Genomic DNA, 18,275 nt, shown 5'->3' with positions numbered 1-18,275 from the left:
TTCTACTTCCCTTCAGTTAAATATTGATCGAGCATATCCTCTTTAATTCGTTTTAGTTCTGTTCTCGGTAGCATACTTAATAGTTCCCACCCAAGATCTAACGTTTCTTCAATCGAACGGTTTGTATCGAATCCTTGATTGACATATTCTTCTTCAAAACGTTGGGCAAAAGCTGCGTAAATTTTATCGACATCAGAAAGAGCTGATTCTCCTAAAATGACAGCTAATTCTTTGGCTTGTTTCCCTTGTGCATAGGCTGAGAACAATTGATTCATCGTCGCTGCGTGATCCCCGCGCGTTTTGCCTTCGCCAGTTCCTTTGTCTTTAAGACGGGAAAGTGATGGCAATACATCAATTGGTGGTTGGATACCACTCTTATATAGTTCCCGGGACAAGATAATTTGCCCTTCTGTAATATAGCCAGTTAAATCGGGAATTGGATGTGTTTTATCCTCCTCTGGCATTGTTAAAATAGGAATCTGTGTTACGGAACCTTTTGAGCCACGAATTCGGCCTGCTCGTTCATACAACGTTGCTAAGTTCGTGTAAAGATAACCTGGGTAACCACGACGTCCTGGAACTTCACGGCGTGCTGCTGAAATTTCTCGCAACGCTTCGCAATAATTTGTCATATCCGTCATGATAACTAAGACATGCATGCCCTTTTCATAAGCTAAATATTCAGCGGCTGTCAAAGCCATTCTAGGTGTTGCAATCCGTTCAATGGCTGGATCATTCGCTAAGTTCATAAACAAGACTGAACGATCAATTGCGCCTGTTTGACGGAAATCTTCCATAAAATATTCCGCTTCTTCAAAGGTAATCCCAATGGCCGCAAAAACTACGGCAAATTCTTCTTCACTATTTAACACGTTGGCTTGTCTGGCAATTTGTGCCGCTAATTCTTTATGAGGTAAGCCAGATGCTGAAAAAACAGGTAATTTTTGACCACGAACTAAGGTATTTAAATGGTCAATCGCTGAAATCCCTGTTTGGATGAACTCATCGGGATAATCACGAGCAACTGGATTGATAACTTCGCCGTTAATATCTAATTTTTTCTCAGGTAATAATTCTGGTCCATTATCTTTTAAGCGACCTAAGCCGTCAAAAACGCGCCCCATCATATCTGGCGAAACCCCTAATTCTAAAGGATGTCCCAGAAAGCGAACTTTTGAATCACGAATATTGATGTTACTCGTTCCTTCAAAAATTTGGACCATCGCTTTATCTCCATTGATTTCTAAAACTTGCCCTTGGCGAATTTCGCCATTTTGCATGCGTACTTCAATTAATTCTTCGTACTTTACGCCTGCCACTTTTTCAACAATCATCAGAGGACCAACGACTTCATTGATTGTGCGATATTCTTTAATCATTCGTCATTCCTCCTTCAGCAATGATTTCTTTTATCGTTGTTTTAATTTCTGCTTGTAAACGATCCAATTTTTCTAATTCTTCTTCTGGTAAATACTTGCTACGAGCAATGCGATCACGGATTTCAACTGTTCCCGCCATTAACTCAGAGAAATAAGTGCCTAAACTTAAGGCTTTTTGACCTTCTTCACCAAAAGTTAGAATCAATTGCAACATTTTCGCTTGTTTGGTTCGAGAAGTGAACGTATCCACGTCATCAAAAGCATTTTGTTGCAAATAGTCTTCCCGTAATGATTTGGCTGTTTCCAACGTTAAACGGTCTTTATCCGACAAGGAATCAATCCCAACCAAACGAACAATTTCTTCCAGTTGAGATTCCTCTTGTAAAATCCGCATCCCTTCAGCTACCATAGCGGCCCAGTTTCCTTGCAATTCCAAGTCTAAATATTGCCCTACTTCTGTGGAGTAAAGAGAATAACTTTGCAACCAGTTAATAGAAGGAAAATGACGTTTTTGTGCTAATTGAGAATCTAAGCCCCAGAATACTTTAACAACGCGTAACGTATTTTGTGTGACAGGTTCTGATATGTCCCCACCAGATGGCGAAACCGCACTAATCGCCGTAATGCTTCCTTCACGATGATCTTTTCCTAACGCGATGACTTGTCCTGCTCGTTCATAATATTCAGCTAAGCGACTACCTAAATAGGCTGGATAGCCTTCATCACCAGGCATTTCTTCTAACCGGCCACTCATTTCTCGTAACGCTTCTGCCCAACGAGAAGTAGAATCCGCCATAATTGCGACTGAGTAACCCATATCACGGAAATATTCTGCAATGGTAATCCCTGTATAAATCGAGGCTTCCCGTGCCGCTACCGGCATATTTGACGTATTCGCAATTAAAATCGTCCGATTCATCAAAGACTCACCAGTTGTTGGATCAATTAATTCTGGAAATTCATTTAAAACATCTGTCATTTCATTCCCGCGTTCCCCACAACCAACGTAAACGACTAAGTCGACATCGGCCCACTTGGCAATTTGGTGCTGAACGACTGTTTTTCCTGCGCCAAATGGTCCTGGAACTGCTGCCGCTCCGCCTTTCGTAATTGGGAAAAAGGTATCAATTACGCGTTGTCCGGTCACCATCGGTACTTTGGGACTTAGTTTTTCTAAAATGGGACGTCCCCGCCGAACGGGCCATTTTTGCATCATGCTAAAACTTTCCGTTCCTTTAGCCGTTTTCACTGAGTAAACTGTTTCATCAATGGCAAAGTCACCTGCTTTAATTTCGGCAATCGTTCCTGAAACGCCGAAAGGCACCATAATTTTATGTTGAATAATCGGTGTTTCTTGAACCACACCGACGATGTCACCTGCCGACACTTCTTCACCAACTGCCACAGTTGGTTCAAACGTCCATTTTTTCTCACGATCTAACGCATCAATTTTAACGCCACGGCCTAAAAAGTTACTGTGGGTTACTTCTTGAAATGTATCCAATGGTCGTTGAATACCATCAAACATTTCGGCAATTAAACCTGGGGCTAATTCAACAGATAATGGTTCTCCTGTTGAAATAACTGGTTCTCCTGGTCCAATGCCTGTTGTTTCTTCATATACTTGAATCGAAGCGACGTCGCCTCGCATTTCAATAATCTCTCCGATAACGCCTAAATCTCCTACATGACAAATGTCTTGGATACTAGCATCTGACATGTTTTCAGCTAAAATCAAAGGACCTGAAACTTTGACAATTTTTCCAATTTGCACGCTCATTCTCCTTTGCATTATAAAATATTTTGTCCAATTGCTTTTTCAACATTTTTTTCAATCTCACTTAAACCGATTCCGATTGTACCATTATGACTTGGGATTAAAATAATCGCTGGTGTCACTTGTTCTTTGTATCGTTCAATCGTTTCTTCTGCTAAAGTAGAGGCTTCTTCCGTTATGAAAATGACCCCAAACTTATTTTTTGCCATAGTTTCAATGGCTTCTCTAACTTGCATTTCTGAAATGGCATGATGGACCTCAAAGCCAAACAGTTTAAATGGTAAGATTGAATTTTTGTCTCCAATGACACCAATTTTATACCCCATTGACTTTTCGCATCCTTTCTCGAATTTTTTCATTTGAAAACCCACTATGTTTTCCGACCAAAATTAAACGCAAATTTTTCCATTCAACTTCTTTCGCATTCAAAAAGGCTAGTAATGGGAGCGGCCCAAAAGCAACCGTCCGACCGTTTTCATACATTGAGGTCAGGTAATCATCTTTGAGTTTTTCAAAAGCCAATAAATTTAATTCATTGGTTTCTTTATTGATAATCTTTTCTAATAGTTGTCCGTAATTCGTTGTTCTGACAAATGCTGTAAATTCTACAAGTGACTTTTCCGCATAGGTCAACAGCTCTTTCTTTGAGAGACTGCCAGCGCTAGAAAGCACGGTTGATAAAAAGTTACTGTTTTGATGTTGAACAATCCCTCTAGCCATCGTTGATAGATTGGTTAAATCAATAAAAGCGATGACTTCCTTCGTTAACTCTTCATAGCCCAATTCATCCGCTAATTTTCGCTGTTGCTGTAAAAATGCTCGATCATAAAGGATATCAATTGCTTGCGGCAAACCGCCTTCTTCCAGATAAGCAAAAACATCACGGATCACTTCTAATAATGCTGGCTCAAGTTCGGAAGAGTTTTTTGTATGAATGGCACTTTTGACTGTGTTTAGAGAATAACGACCATCTTCTAAATAAAGATAATCAAAATCTTTACCTGTTCGCTCAGCTTTCGTCAAAATTTTCAAGTTATGGAAGGTAAAACGCATCGTATACAACGTTACTACAGCTGGTTCTGGAGCCATTTCATATAACCAGCGATAAAGATTTCCCAGCGCTTCAGAAGAATGGTAGTCAAATTTTTCTTCAAAAGTTTCGGTTAAATAAGGTTGATAAACCGTACTTTTTAACATATTTTTAACGTCTTCAACTGTTTCCGCTTCTAAAAGTTGTTGAAACTGTTGCTCAGAAAGCAGCTCCGTTTCTTTTAAACGAATCAGCGGATTAATTTGATGATACGTTGGTTTTCTCATGCTACGTCCTCCCTTCTTAACTGAAAAGTTTTTCTGCTACTTTAAAGCCTTCTGTTTTTTGAATCTCTTCAACTAATGCTGAAAAGAGAAAATTATAATCCAAACCGTCTTTTGCAACGATAAAGCCACTTTCTTTTGGAACAACTTCCTCTGAAAGCTCCCATTGAACAGTAGCATCAGAAAGGGCGGTCAGCCATTCTTGCGTCACTTTCGTTTGAGAATACTCGCCTAAAAGAATGGTTGCTTTTCCTGTTAATTCAAGTGAACCTAATTGTGCTTTCATGAATTCTTGAAATTCTTCCGCTGACCATTCACTCATCTTTAAGACCACTTCATCAAATAATTGGTTAAGATATGCTTGTTTTTTATTTAATGCATCCTGACGAATTTCTAGTGTTTGCCGTTGTTGGCGTTGTTTAAATTCTTTTAATAATTGTTGTTGTCGTTTTTCTATTTCATGTTCTTGCTTCAGCAAAATTTCTTGTTGTGCTGCTTGGAATTCTTGATCGATGCGCGTTTGTTCACTGGTGACATAGGCTTCGACTTCTTGCTTTCCTTGCTGCTTAATTTCACTGATGATTTTTTCAATGGCATCCATCCATCTGCCTCCTCAATTATTTGACGTTCAATACAAGTAAGAAGGAAATTACGAACCCTAAGATGGCATAAGTTTCAACCATGGCAGCATAGATAATTCCTTTTGTTGCATGTTCTGGTTTCTTCGCTAAAATTTGGATCCCCGCAGCGGCTACACGACCTTGGGCAATCCCAGAGAACAATCCAGCAAAGGCAATCGGTAAAGCTGCTACAAAATAGTTCAATCCTTGAACCATACTCATATCGTTTCCTAAGTTAATATAAATTAAGAAAGCAATAACGAAACCGTATAGTCCTTGTGTACCTGGTAATAACTGTAAAATTAACGCTTGACCAAATTTTTCTGGCTGCTCAGTCGTTAAAGCTGCTGCTGCTTCCCCAGTAAAGCCAACCCCTTTGGCTGATCCAATCCCAGCAAAAATTGTCGCCATTGCCATTCCTAATACTGCAAAAACAATTCCACCATTATTATTAATTAAGTAATCCATCATCTCTATTTTCCTCCAATAAATAATTTTCTATTTTTTCTCAACATTGACATACTTTTCTTTTGTTTTTAGCGGATTAAACGCCCGGCCACCGCCTGTGTAAAATTTTCCAAAGAACTCAACATATTGCAAACGTGCGCCATGAACATAAGCACCTAATAACGATAAGAATATGTTTAACGCATGTAAAACAATTAACAGCAAGATGCCCACGCTAAAACGGGCAACTGGCGGCATGAACTCAACGAGCATATTAAACGCTGAAGCAATACTTCCCCCAGCAATTCCTAACGCCATCAAACGTGTATAACTAACTAAATCACCGACATAACCTGTCACACCGTATAGTCCATACAGTCCTTTGGCTAAACCTTTTAATTTGGCCTTCGATTGAATCATTGGAATCACAATAATTGCAATGGCAGAAAGGCTAGCTAAAATTGCACCTGCTGTAAATAAGCCTTCATTTTTAACCACTAATTTACCAACGACTAACAATGCTAAACCAAACAAAATCCCTAACCAAGCGTAACTTTCGTTAATACTATCTAAATAGCGCTTTTGTTTTGATAACTGAATCCCATTAATCATTAAACCGACAACCAATTGGATAAACCCAAAAATAACCGATAAAATAAGAATCGTATTTACATCTTCGGTCGTTGATAAAATCGGAAATGGTGATTTGATTCCAAACATTGTTGGCGGTAATGCTGCACCGAAAAACGAACCGTAAATGAAGCCCCAAATAATTGTTGGAAATGATAAAATCAAGAAAAAGTCGGCAAAACGTTTCATGCCTCTCGGTAAAACAAATGCTTTCAAAGCAATAATAGACAAGAGTAGCATCAGTAAGCCATAGCCAATATCCGCTACCATCATGCCAAAAAAGACTAGATAAAACGGCATCATCGCAGGTGTCGGATCAACTTCTTCATATTTTGGTAAGCTATACATCTCTGTTAACATTTCAAACGGCTGCACCAATTTATTATTCGCTAGTTTAACTGGTATATCCGTCTCAATTTCCGCCTTCGTAGGATTTTCAAAAGTAAGAGCTATTTCGTCCTTAGGAACTTTTTCTTCAATCGCTGTCAAAATCTCGGCTTTTTCTTCGACTGGAATCCACGTTTGCAAGATGAAAAATGATGAAGCATTTAACAAATGTTGACGTGCTTGTTCTCTTTGGATAACCGCCAATAAGACTTCTTCAGCCAAGCAAAACGTTTCATAGAAATCATGATAAGAAGCCAGTTGTTGCTTTAAGTCTTTTTCTTCTTTTTGTAAAATTTCATATCGTTCTTTGACTTGTTGATATGCCTCTTTAGGCGGAACATCATAACGGTATTGGAGTGGTTCAAAACTATATTGGTTTAATAACTCGGTTACACTCTGCTGATGTTCCTTCAGGTAAACGAGTGTAAAGTAACTATGATGCATACTTTGATAAATTTCTTCAAAATAAACCGTTGGCCATTGAGACAAAGCGCTCAAGAAACTGGCTTTATTGGCTAGATTTATCGAACCATGAACGACATAACTACTTTTTAACTGCTGTTTGTGTGGTAGAACATCCAGATATTGCCAGCGGCCTAATAATTCTTCTTCTGCTTCTAACCCTTGACGATCCGTTTGAATTTGTTTCAAAGATTCTTGAATATTCTTTAATTCCGTCAAATAGCTTTGTAATGTTTCTTCATCAAAGGTTTGTTCCAACTCTTCTAAGGTATAGACTTTTCTTTTTATCTTTAACCCTTTTCCTGAAGAGCGTGTCAAAAATAAAAGAAGCTCTTGCAATTGTTGTAGCATCGTTTCATATTTACGTAGCTGTTCAGTTGACTGTTCTGCTTGTAAAAAAGAATATTGACTCTTTAAGGCTTGTTCTTCTTCAGGCGAATGAAAAATCCGTTTTACTTCGACAATTTGCAAGCCTTGAATGGCTTGTAGAATTGCTGCTTCTTTTTCGGCAGCGGCAATTATTGTCATTTTTTCCATTTTACTAACTGCCATAAACGTCTTTCACCCTCTCAATAATTGAATCAATGACTTGTTCTTTGTTCGCTTCGTAACGTTCGTGAAGCGCTTGTTCAGTGCGCTTTGTTTCATCTAAAAGTTGTTCTTTTTCAAGTTGTAACATCTTTTCTTGCGTTGCTAGTGAATCCGTCAGCACTTTTTCAACAGCTTCTTCACTCTCTTGACGTAGTTCAGCTAAACGTTCTTGCTTCTGTTCTTCATATAAACGACAATTCATCTTAGCTTGTTGCCGATGCTCTTCCACCGCATCTTCCGCTGCCTTGATTTGCTCTAGTACTTCTTGTACCATTGTCTCCACCTCCTTAGTTTTTACACCTTTAGCATATAAGAAAAAGGACTAGCGAAATAGAGATACGCTCAGCCCTTTTGTTTTAGGTATGCAAAAAGGCGCAAACTCAAAAATTGTTCTTCTCACCCCTTGAAGAACTGAATCCTTGAAGCTTTCGCCCAACCATTCTTTATTCAATACTCTACCATCTTAGCAAAGTTTTTCGCAAAATTCAATACTTACCCAAATGAATTAAAATAACAAATTTTCACTTTTATAATAGGTAATAAAAAGGCATTATTTTTTTCGCTTTATAATTATTGATCTTGAATTTTTTTCACATAGATGTGCTATACTTACGTAAACAATTAAATTTATTTGGAGGGATGTCTGATGAATATACGATATATTTCAATCTCTGGTAATACACGCTCATTTGTTCAACGTTTAACAACTTATGCTGAAGAGCAACATCAGCACAACGAAAAAAATCCTACGATTACTTTCAAAGAAATTTCGGAAAATTCTCCGTTAGAAGTAGAAACAGAACCATTTTTTACCTTTGTGCCTACCTATTTAGATGGTGGCGATGGCATCAACAACGGCAATACCGAAATTTTAACAGAAGTCATGCGAGAATATCTTGCTTTTGAAAATAATTATCGTTATTGCTCTGGCGTGGTGGGCAGCGGCAATAAAAACTTTAACCACCAATACTGCCTGACAGCTAAACAGTATGCGGAACAATTTAACTTTCCCTTCTTAGCTGACTATGAATTAAGAGGCACCCAAGCGGATATTGAACGAATTTATGCTATTTTAAAGAAAAACCAATAAGCAAGTTTCATTACTAAAAAGCTCACCTATGATAGACTACATTTTGAGGTGAAGAAAAATGAGAAATACATGGTTAGCAGAACAACTTCAGTCAATCAGCGAAGAGCCCAATTCTTTTATTATCGAGGAAACCATCAAATATATTGAACAATTAGAAGATGATAATGAAAGTCTTCAAGTTGCATTGGAAGGAACTATTTGGAGTCCTAAAAAATGGAACGAACCATTGGAAAAATAATTTAAACAGAAGAAAAGAGCCAGAAACACTTACGTTTCTGGCTCTTTTCTTCTGTTATTTACAAATTATAGGCGTGCATTTAAATCTTTTGCTAATTCTTCAAAACCTGGTTTACCTAATAAAGCGAACATGTTGCGTTTGTAAGCTTCAACACCTGGTTGGTCAAATGGATTAACCCCATTTAAGTAACCTGAGATGCCCACCGCAATTTCGAAGAAGTACATAACATAACCTAATGAATAAGCATCCATTGTTGGCACTTTAACGATCATGTTTGGCACACCACCATCTGTGTGAGCAAGCAACGTACCTTCGAACGCTTTTGTATTGACGAAGTCAATTTCTTTTCCTTGTAAATAGCCTAGGCCATCTAGATCTTCATTTTGTTCTGGAATTGAAATGCTATGGCGTGGATTTTCAATTTTAACCACTGTTTCAAATAAGTTACGCATACCTTCTTGAACATATTGACCCATGGAATGTAAGTCAGTTGAAAAGTCTGCGGCTGCTGGGAAAATACCTTTGCCATCTTTTCCTTCTGATTCACCGTATAATTGTTTCCACCATTCAGAGAAATAGTGCATACCAGGCTCATAGTTAATTAACATTTCAGTTGTTTTACCTTTACGATATAAAATGTTACGTAACGCAGCATATTGATAGGCTTGGTTTTCTTTTAAGTCGCTCGTTGCGCCGTATTCTTTACGGGCATCATTTGCACCTTCCATTAAACGATCAATATCCGCACCGCTAACAGCGATTGGTAAAAGACCTACTGGCGTTAAAACAGTGAAACGGCCGCCCACATCATCAGGAATCACAAATGTTTCCCAACCTTCCGCATCGGCTTCAACTTTTACTGCTCCTTTAGCACGGTCAGTTGTCGCATAAATACGTTTATTGGCTTCTTCTTTGCCATATTTATTAATTAATAACTCTTTAAAGACGCGGAAAGCAATCGCTGGTTCTGTCGTAGTTCCAGATTTTGAAATAACGTTGACAGAAAAATCACGATCACCAATCACATTGATTAAATCAGCTAAATAAGTTGAGCTGATGCTATTTCCAGCAAAGAAGATTTGTGGCGCTTTCCGTTCTTCTTTTGATAATAGATTATTAAATGAATGTGTCAAAAATTCAATTGCTGCACGGGCACCTAAATATGAACCACCGATACCAATGACTACTAATACCTCAGAGTCAGATTGAATTTTTGCTGCTGCTTTTTTAATGCGCGCGAATTCTTCTTTGTCATAGTTTTCTGGTAAATCAATCCAGCCAGTAAAATCATTACCAGCTCCTGTACCTTCACGTAATGCTTTGTCCACTGCAGTGACTTGTGTTTGCATGTATTCCAATTCATGGTCAGCAACAAATGGTGCTAATTTGGAATAATCTAATTGAATGTGTGACATTCCTTTTCCTCCTCGAAAGTAAACTTACTACATGTATACTTTACGTGTTTTTAGACATTTTTTCAAGCAAATTCTTTTGGATAGACCAATTGTTTAATTTTAACTATTTAATTAGAGATATTTATTCTCTTAATCAAACAAACCAAGAAAAAATGCTAGGAAATCCTAGCATTTTTTGTTATTAAACGAGTCCTTGACTTAGCATCGCTGCCGCTACTTTTTCAAAGCCAGCAATATTCGCACCTAAAACAAAGTTATCTCGTGCCTGATATTCGTTAGCTGTATCACGACAAGTCTCATAAATGTTTTGCATAATTTGATCTAGCATACCGTCAACTTTTTCAAAGGACCAAGCTAAACGTTCAGCATTTTGGCTCATCTCTAATGCAGAAACCGCAACACCACCAGCATTAGCGGCTTTGCCTGGACAATAAATTACAGCTGATTTAGCAAAAACGGCGACTGCTTCTAGTGTACAAGGCATATTTGCGCCTTCTGCCACGACTTTCACTCCGTTTTTCACTAAAATAGCGGCTTGCTTTTCGTTGATTTCATTTTGTGTTGCACATGGTAACGCAATGTCATACGCTGTTTCGAAATCCCAAACAGATTCTTTATCATAATAAGTTGCGCCTTTACGTGTTTCAACATATTTTGAAATGCGTTCACGATTTTTTTCTTTTAGTTCTTTTACTAACGCCACATCAATTCCTTCTGGATCATAAACAAAACCAGACGAATCGGAACATGTGATTACTGTGGCGCCTAGCTCAGTTGCTTTTTCCATGGCATAAATTGCGACATTCCCGCTACCAGAAACAGCGACTTTTTTGCCTTCAAACGTATCGTTTTTATCTGCTAATAAATGTTTAACAAAATAAACCGTTCCATAACCCGTCGCTTCTGTTCTTGCTTGGCTTCCCCAGTATCCTAAAGGTTTTCCAGTCAACACTCCTGCATCATAGTTGCGCAAGCGTTTATACATGCCAAACAAATAACCAATTTCACGAGCGCCTACGCCAATATCGCCTGCTGGAACATCTGTACTTGGACCAATATGTTTTTGAAGTTCGGTCATGAAACTTTGACAAAAGCGCATCACTTCAGCATTTGACTTACCTTTTGGATCAAAATCACTACCGCCTTTGCCGCCACCGATTGGCAAACCAGTTAAACTATTTTTAAAAATTTGTTCAAAGGCCAAAAACTTCATCACACTTAAATTCACACTTGGATGAAACCGCAAACCACCTTTGTATGGCCCAATCGCTGAATTATATTGGACACGATAGCCTCTGTTCACATGCCAATTGCCCTGGTCATCTTGCCACGGCACACGAAATTGAAAAATACGTTCAGGTTCAATCAAGACACCTAAAACATTTGCTTCAATGTATTGAGGATTTTTTTCTAAAAAACCTTCTACGGTTGGTAAAAACTCATCGACTGCTTGTAAATATTCTGTTTGACCTTGGTCTAATTGGTGAATCTTTTCTTGAATATTTTTAACATATTGTTTTGCGTCCATTTAATCATCCTCTCATTGTTATAGGTTTATTTTAACTGAAAATTCAAAAATTACCATAGTCAAACGTTTATTTTTTTATTTATTTCTTTTTTGCATTTTTATTGCGCTAATGAAAGCGTTGACATATTTTTGTAAAGTATGTAATATAAAATTAGTAAGCAAAGATAAAAATTTGTTGATATTTTGCATTAAATACACTCTTATACATCAAGATGTATTTAAAGAAAAGAGGAATATTTATGGAAATGGAAAAATTTAAAGATGATTTAAAATCGTTAGGTAAAAGAGTAACAAAATTAAAGGAAAATATTGCTACCGAAGAAGCAACCAAAACTTCTTTAATTATGCCCTTCTTTCAAATACTGGGTTATGACATTTTTAATCCTTTGGAATTCGTTCCAGAATTTACTGCTGATGTAGGGATTAAGAAAGGGGAAAAAGTAGATTATGCGATAGTAATTGATAGTATTCCTACTATGTTAATTGAAGCAAAATCTGTCAACGAACAATTAACAAAACATGATTCTCAATTATTTAGATATTTTGGGACTACGACATCAAAATTTGGAATATTAACAAATGGTAAAGAATATAAATTTTTTACCGATTTGGAAGAACCCAACAAAATGGACGTCTCTCCATTTTTAACTATTGATATAACTAATTTGAAGGATACACAAATACCAGAAATTGCTAAATTCCATAAAGACACATTTGATATTGATAAAATTACAAGTAGCGCTTCTGAATTGAAATATTTAAATAAATTTAAAGCTTTCTTATCAGATCAGCTTTTAGACCCTTCAGAAGATTTTGTAAAATATTTTGTTGGAGAAATTTATGGCGGAGTAAAAACTAAACAAACATTAGATAAGTTTACACCTATAATAAAAAAAGGAATAAATCAATTTATCAATGAAAAAGTAAATGAAAAGTTAAGTGCTGCATTAAATACTTCTGTTTCGGACAAAGAAGATGATTTGTCTGAACAGCCTGAAGATGAAATCGAGAATAATATAGTTACTACTCCTGAAGAATTAGAAGTTTACACAATTTCTAAACTCATTTTAAAAGATACAGTAGTGTTGGATAGGATATTTTACCGAGATAATAAAAGTTACTTTAATGTACTCCTAGATAATAATATCAGAAAATGGATTTTAAGATTTTACATGAATAATAATGGTATGAAAATAGAACTAAACAACGGATTAAAAGAATTAATTTCAATCGAATCACCATTAGATGTGTCTAATCATTCAGAAAAAATAATAAAAATTGTAAACGAGTTCTTATAAAACTAAGGAGCCAGTTAGTAAATTTTCAATTAGCTGGTTCCTTAGTTTTATTTATTTTTTCCTTAAATCCAGAAAAAATCCCGTAATTATGGTACACTACCTATTGAATTGGAGGAGAACTATGAAGAAATTTGATGTAATTATTGTCGGTGCTGGGACGAGTGGTATGATGGCCACGATTGCGGCCGCAGAAGCTGGTGCTCAAGTATTATTGATTGAAAAAAATCGCCGTGTTGGGAAAAAATTATTAATGACTGGTGGCGGTCGCTGTAATGTAACCAATAATCGGCCCGCAGAAGAAATCATTTCATTTATTCCTGGGAATGGAAAATTTTTGTACAGCGCATTTTCACAATTTGATAACTATGATATCATGAACTTTTTTGAATCCAATGGTATTCACTTAAAAGAAGAAGATCACGGACGCATGTTCCCTGTTACAGATAAATCGAAGTCAATTGTTGATGCGCTATTTAACCGCATTAACGAATTAGGAGTCACTGTTTTTACAAAAACACAGGTCACAAAATTACTACGAAAAGACGATCAAATAATTGGCGTTGAAACCGAACTGGAAAAAATTTATGCACCGTGTGTTGTATTAACAACTGGCGGCCGCACTTATCCTTCCACAGGAGCAACTGGTGATGGCTATAAACTAGCCAAAAAAATGGGGCATACCATCAGCCCGCTCTACCCTACCGAATCACCTATTATTTCTGAAGAACCTTTTATCCTGGATAAAACGTTGCAAGGTCTCTCTTTACAAGATGTTAATTTAACTGTTTTGAACCAAAAAGGAAAACCTTTAGTTAATCATCAAATGGATATGCTGTTTACACATTTTGGCATTTCAGGACCTGCCGCGCTCCGCTGTTCTAGTTTTATTAACCAAGAATTAACTCGCAACGGTAATCAACCTGTCACGGTAGCCTTGGATGTGTTTCCGACAAAATCTTTTGAAGAAGTGCTGAAAAACGTTGATTACATGATTAAGGAACAGCCAAATAAAGTGGCAAAAAATGCCTTTCATTCTTTAATACCAGAACGGCTGCTTACTTTTTATCTAGAGAAACTAGCAATTGAAGAAGTGCCTGCCAAACAACTAACAGAAAAGCAACGTCTTTCCTTTGTGGAACTACTGAAAGACTTTCAGTTCACTGTTACGAAAACATTGCCTTTGGAAAAATCTTTTGTCACAGGCGGTGGGATTTCCCTCAAAGAAGTGACCCCTAAAACAATGGAGAGCAAATTAGTCAATGGTTTATTTTTTGCTGGTGAACTTTTAGATATTAATGGCTATACTGGAGGCTACAATGTTACAGCTGCATTTGTCACTGGACATGTTGCTGGCTCCCATGCCGCAGAAATTGCAGAATACACCTATTTACCAATTGAAGAAGTCTAAACAAAAAGTCGCTAAAATAGCGACTTTTTGTTTACTTTTTTTATTTATCAATAATTTTCCCGTTTTCTAAATAAATAGTGCGGGTGGCTACTTTTTCCACAAACGTTTCATCATGCGAAGTGAAAATTACTGTTCCTTGATAGGCACTTATAAATTCTTCAAGTGCTTGGATTGTGTCTAAATCAAGAAAATTGGTGGGTTCATCCAATAAGATGATATTATTTGGTTCTATAAATAATTGCGCCAAAGTAATTTTTATGGCTTCGCCACCACTTAGAGAAGATATCTTTGTCTGTAAATTTTCTTGTTGAAAACCTAGTCGATATAAAAGTGAACGCACAATCTTTTCAGAATAATTTGTCCGCTTCAATAAATAAGTCAACAGTGGTTCATCATTTTTTAATCGATAATCTAATTGATGATACGTTCCTAACCGGACTTTGGGAGAAAAGTAAATGGCCGGGTGACGGGCTTCAATTTGTTGAAGGAAGGTACTCTTCCCAGCACCATTTTTTCCACAAAGTGCTATTTTTTCGTTTAAAGGAATTTGAACGTTCACTTGGTTAAGAATTGTTCGATTCTCATAAGCGAAAGTTAAATTTTCAATTCTAATTGGATATGGATTGTATAAAGAGAACTGATTATTAGTAGGAAAAATAATTTTTCGCTCTTGTTTTGCTTGCGCAACATCGGGTAATCTGTCAATTCTGGCATTAATCGCTTTCGCTTGTTTTTGGAGTGCTTTTTGTACGGTATCTTTTTGTTTAGAACCAGCTAAACGACTAGGTTTAATTTGCTTTTGTTTTTGTTTTTTTGAAACATGACTAGATTTTTGCGCTTGTGCTTGTTTCTTTGCGTAAGATTCCTGTAATTTTTTCTTTTCCTTTTGATACTGATGATAGACATTATATTGTGTTTGCTGTTCCAATTCTTTTTGACGACAATACGCATCGTAGTTCCCTAAATATTCTTTGACATGTCCATCCGAAACTTCCCAAATTTTCTCTGCTAATTGATTCAAGAAAAAGCGATCATGACTAACAAACAAAACGGTCCCATAATAATACGTTAAATCTGCCACTAACAACTGACGATGTTCTTTATCTAAATGTGTGGTTGGTTCATCTAAAATAACCCCGGTTGGATACTCTGAAAATAATGTTGCTAAGCGTTTTTGGACTTTTTCGCCACCACTTAGTTTTTGATTTTTCTGATTTAGCAAACAATTTTTGTCAGTTTTCTCTGATTCATTCGTTATTTCTTCAGCTACTTGTGCCAAGTAATGAAAGTCGTTCAATCTTTGAACTTTTCCTTTATCTGATTGAATCTTACCCATAATTAAATTGAGCAGTGTTGATTTTCCTGCGCCGTTTTTACCAATAATCCCAATTTTTTCATTTTCATATACAAATAATTCATCAATTTCTAGAATTGGTTTTCCCGAAAAGTGAATACTTACGTCTTTCAGATGAATACTAAATTTTTTCATTTTGCCCTCTTCTTTCATTTCTGAAACGAAAGAATCTTGGGTACGCAAAAAAGGACAGCCTAATCGCTATCCTTGTAGTTTCGTATAAAAGTACACACGCCACCCATGAATTTTAATTTCAGACTTTTTGATAAGATTTATTCAATTTATTTTGTCAAAAAGTCAATCCAAATTCTGATAGATGCCAACATACAATTATACCTCCTCGTTTAATTACTCCCACATTAACACCTCTGCTTTCTTTTGTCAATTCTGACCCTAAAATGAGAGAATCGGACTTTAGTAGGATACAATTTTACCGAAACTATGGCAAAATAAAGACGGAGGTGAAAACCATGAAGATTACATTGACACGAAAAACATCAGCTTGGGGCGCGTTACGCTATTTTACATTTTATAAAAATGGTGTGCATCAAGGGAAACTTTTTACTAATGTACCTATTGAAATTGAGGCTGATCCTGGAGATGTTTTAACGTTCTATGAAGGCTGGTTCCAATTTTATCGGCGCATTGAAGTTACTGAAGATACCAAAGAAATCACGATTATCAATTCTAAAAAATTGCAACATGTTTTTTATACCTGTGTCGTCTTATTTTTAATTTTAACGCTATTATTCCTTTCCGCACAGAAACTTTCGACGTTTATTATTGCTGAAATTTTAATTTACTCTGGTATTCAGTGGCTGTTCCGGCAACAAACCTATCATTTTACTGTCAAGAAAAAAACGGAATCCTTTGCTTCCTATTCTAAAAAAAGTATCGCACACTAAACGAATCTTTAGCGTGCGATATTTTTTAATTACTTTTCATTAATTCGGCCACATATGTGACTGTTTCTGGTTGTGTTTCTTCAATTTTATTAATCGCATCTGCAAAATTCGGTAAATGCGCTTTGTGGGCAATTAATAATTCGTCCAACAAGGTCTTCGCCATGACGCCGCCAGGAACTAATGGATTAATAGTGAAAGCATGCAATGCTGCGCCGTAATCACCATTGATGGCTGCTCGAATAACCGTTTCTTCCATAGCTTTCATATTTTGAATAATTCCTCGTGCTGCTGGCGGAAAGGCCCCCCAGTTGTAAGGTTCATGGCCATGAGCTGTCACAGGTCCAGATACTTCTACAACACAATCATACGGTAAATCAGTAATTGTCCCATTATTTTCAGTAGAAACAACCATATCCGTTCGTTTATCATTATAAATTGATGCAATCATTTCACAAGCTGCATCGCTATAGTGTGTGCCGCCCCGTTCTTCTAATTCTTTTGGTTTGTAATCTAGTTTGGGATCTTTATACAATTCAAACAGACGACCTTCCGTTTCTTTAACCACTTGTGCTCTTGTTTCGCCCCGTTCATACTCTTCGATGGAATGCTTCAACATCTCATCTTCAATATAATAATAGCGATGATAACCACATGGTAACATTCCTAAATCTTTTAACTGTTCATAATGGAACGGCGCATCAAAAATATTTTTCAAATGACTTTCTTGCTCTTGCTTAGGTCCGTAAATTAAATCAATGAGTTCTTGTGTTCGCTCTTGTCCTTCTTTGTCCCAAACGCGGTGCCAATGGAAATGATTAATTCCAGCAAATTTAAAGAATAAGTCTTCTTCTGGAATTCCCAGCATTTCGGCCGCTTGTTTTCTATGACCAATCGGCACATTACATAAGCCAACTGTTTTTTTCCAACCACCATGTTTAATTGCAGCTTCCGTAACCATTCCAGCTGGATTAGTAAAATTCACTAACCAAGCATCTGGGCAAAGGCGTTTCATATCGTCAATAATAGCTAAAATGACAGGAATTGTTCGAAATGCTTTAAACATTCCTCCCGCGCCATTTGTTTCTTGGCCTAATACCCCATGGGACAAAGGAATCCGTTCATCTTTAATGCGAGCATCTAATAATCCTACACGAAACTGTGTTGAAACAAAATCCGCCCCTTTTAAGGCTGCTTCACGATCCAATGTTAAATGAACTTCCCAATCTAAACCAGCAGCTTTAATCATGCGCTTCGCCATTGCACCAACGATTTCCAATTTTTCTTTACCAGCTTCAATATCGACTAACCAAATTTCCTTAATTGGCAGTTCATCTTTTCTTTTAATGTATCCTTCAATTAATTCAGGTGTATAACTAGAACCGCCACCAATTGTTGCAATTTTTAATGCTCCTCTTGTCATCCGTCTTCTTCC

17 protein-coding genes and 1 other annotated feature are annotated in these 18,275 nt (G+C 36.9%); of the genes, 5 read left to right on the top strand and 12 right to left on the bottom strand.

Annotation, left to right across the window (positions count from 1 at the left end):
* Positions 1-2: 2 nt before the first annotated feature.
* The 8 genes from IGL56_RS05970 to IGL56_RS05935 are packed head-to-tail and all read right to left on the bottom strand — an operon-like array spanning position 3 to position 7,881.
* Positions 3-1,379 (bottom strand): V-type ATP synthase subunit B, encoded by a 1,377-nt coding sequence (locus IGL56_RS05970; RefSeq protein ID WP_002357674.1) that lies wholly within the window; start codon positions 1,377-1,379, stop codon positions 3-5.
* Positions 1,372-3,153, bottom strand: coding sequence for a V-type ATP synthase subunit A (locus IGL56_RS05965; RefSeq protein WP_002357675.1), 1,782 nt, complete (start codon positions 3,151-3,153; stop codon positions 1,372-1,374). Before IGL56_RS05965 ends, IGL56_RS05970 begins: the two co-directional genes overlap by 8 nt.
* 17 nt (positions 3,154-3,170) lie before the next feature.
* Positions 3,171-3,482: a V-type ATP synthase subunit F gene (locus tag IGL56_RS05960; protein WP_002357676.1), complete on the bottom strand. Its 312-nt coding sequence runs from the start codon at positions 3,480-3,482 to the stop codon at positions 3,171-3,173.
* Entirely contained in the window at positions 3,472-4,473 is a 1,002-nt protein-coding gene (locus IGL56_RS05955; RefSeq protein ID WP_002357677.1) for a V-type ATPase subunit, read from the bottom strand. Before IGL56_RS05955 ends, IGL56_RS05960 begins: the two co-directional genes overlap by 11 nt.
* 16 nt (positions 4,474-4,489) lie before the next feature.
* Complete coding sequence (locus IGL56_RS05950; protein WP_002357678.1) at positions 4,490-5,071, bottom strand: V-type ATP synthase subunit E; 582 nt, start codon at positions 5,069-5,071, stop codon at positions 4,490-4,492.
* A 16-nt stretch (positions 5,072-5,087) separates the two neighbouring features.
* Positions 5,088-5,561 carry a V-type ATP synthase subunit K gene (locus IGL56_RS05945; RefSeq protein ID WP_002363905.1) on the bottom strand — a complete coding sequence of 158 codons (474 nt, stop codon included), beginning with the start codon at positions 5,559-5,561 and terminating at the stop codon, positions 5,088-5,090.
* A gap of 27 nt (positions 5,562-5,588) precedes the next feature.
* Positions 5,589-7,568 carry a V-type ATP synthase subunit I gene (locus tag IGL56_RS05940; RefSeq protein ID WP_430599855.1) on the bottom strand — a complete coding sequence of 660 codons (1,980 nt, stop codon included), beginning with the start codon at positions 7,566-7,568 and terminating at the stop codon, positions 5,589-5,591.
* Positions 7,558-7,881: a V-type ATPase subunit F gene (locus IGL56_RS05935; protein WP_002381927.1), complete on the bottom strand. Its 324-nt coding sequence runs from the start codon at positions 7,879-7,881 to the stop codon at positions 7,558-7,560. The genes IGL56_RS05940 and IGL56_RS05935 overlap by 11 nt, the downstream gene beginning before the upstream one ends.
* A 116-nt stretch (positions 7,882-7,997) precedes the next feature.
* Positions 7,998-8,045, bottom strand: a sequence feature (sodium ion sensor (DUF1646 type); this cis-regulatory element may regulate processes involved in with the transportation of sodium ions).
* Positions 8,046-8,253: 208 nt separating this feature from the next.
* Here IGL56_RS05935 and nrdI point away from each other — a divergent pair.
* Both nrdI and IGL56_RS05925 read left to right on the top strand, forming a co-directional pair.
* Positions 8,254-8,697: a class Ib ribonucleoside-diphosphate reductase assembly flavoprotein NrdI gene (gene nrdI, locus IGL56_RS05930; RefSeq protein WP_002385930.1), complete on the top strand. Its 444-nt coding sequence runs from the start codon at positions 8,254-8,256 to the stop codon at positions 8,695-8,697.
* A 58-nt stretch (positions 8,698-8,755) separates the two neighbouring features.
* Entirely contained in the window at positions 8,756-8,935 is a 180-nt protein-coding gene (locus tag IGL56_RS05925) for a hypothetical protein (RefSeq protein WP_002357684.1), read from the top strand.
* A gap of 65 nt (positions 8,936-9,000) precedes the next feature.
* On the opposite strand, the gene IGL56_RS05920 is transcribed toward IGL56_RS05925, so the two are convergent.
* Both IGL56_RS05920 and gdhA read right to left on the bottom strand, forming a co-directional pair.
* Positions 9,001-10,350 carry a glucose-6-phosphate isomerase gene (locus IGL56_RS05920; RefSeq protein ID WP_002357685.1) on the bottom strand — a complete coding sequence of 450 codons (1,350 nt, stop codon included), beginning with the start codon at positions 10,348-10,350 and terminating at the stop codon, positions 9,001-9,003.
* Positions 10,351-10,531: 181 nt separating this feature from the next.
* Positions 10,532-11,878, bottom strand: a complete 1,347-nt coding sequence (gene gdhA, locus IGL56_RS05915) for an NADP-specific glutamate dehydrogenase (protein WP_002357689.1) — start codon at positions 11,876-11,878, stop codon at positions 10,532-10,534.
* 239 nt (positions 11,879-12,117) lie between these two features.
* On the opposite strand from gdhA, the gene IGL56_RS05910 reads away from it, so the two are divergent.
* Positions 12,118-13,176 (top strand): type I restriction endonuclease, encoded by a 1,059-nt coding sequence (locus IGL56_RS05910; RefSeq protein WP_002357690.1) that lies wholly within the window; start codon positions 12,118-12,120, stop codon positions 13,174-13,176.
* Between the two features lie 121 nt (positions 13,177-13,297).
* Entirely contained in the window at positions 13,298-14,584 is a 1,287-nt protein-coding gene (locus tag IGL56_RS05905; RefSeq protein ID WP_002365620.1) for an NAD(P)/FAD-dependent oxidoreductase, read from the top strand.
* A 40-nt stretch (positions 14,585-14,624) separates the two neighbouring features.
* Here the strand turns inward: IGL56_RS05905 and abc-f are convergent, their stop codons facing one another.
* Positions 14,625-16,091, bottom strand: a complete 1,467-nt coding sequence (gene abc-f / locus IGL56_RS05900) for a ribosomal protection-like ABC-F family protein (protein ID WP_025189101.1) — start codon at positions 16,089-16,091, stop codon at positions 14,625-14,627.
* Between the two features lie 245 nt (positions 16,092-16,336).
* On the opposite strand from abc-f, the gene IGL56_RS05895 reads away from it, so the two are divergent.
* Entirely contained in the window at positions 16,337-16,843 is a 507-nt protein-coding gene (locus tag IGL56_RS05895) for a hypothetical protein (protein WP_002357693.1), read from the top strand.
* 25 nt (positions 16,844-16,868) lie between these two features.
* On the opposite strand, the gene IGL56_RS05890 is transcribed toward IGL56_RS05895, so the two are convergent.
* The gene (locus IGL56_RS05890) at positions 16,869-18,263 is read right to left on the bottom strand and encodes a 6-phospho-beta-glucosidase (RefSeq protein ID WP_002357694.1); all 1,395 of its coding nucleotides are present in this window, start codon (positions 18,261-18,263) and stop codon (positions 16,869-16,871) included.
* Between the last annotated feature and the right edge of the window lie 12 nt (positions 18,264-18,275).

The organism is Enterococcus sp. DIV1316a, assembly GCF_050536915.1.
Lineage (GTDB): Bacteria > Bacillota > Bacilli > Lactobacillales > Enterococcaceae > Enterococcus > Enterococcus faecalis.
This window is presented reverse-complemented; position numbering and strand designations above follow the sequence as displayed.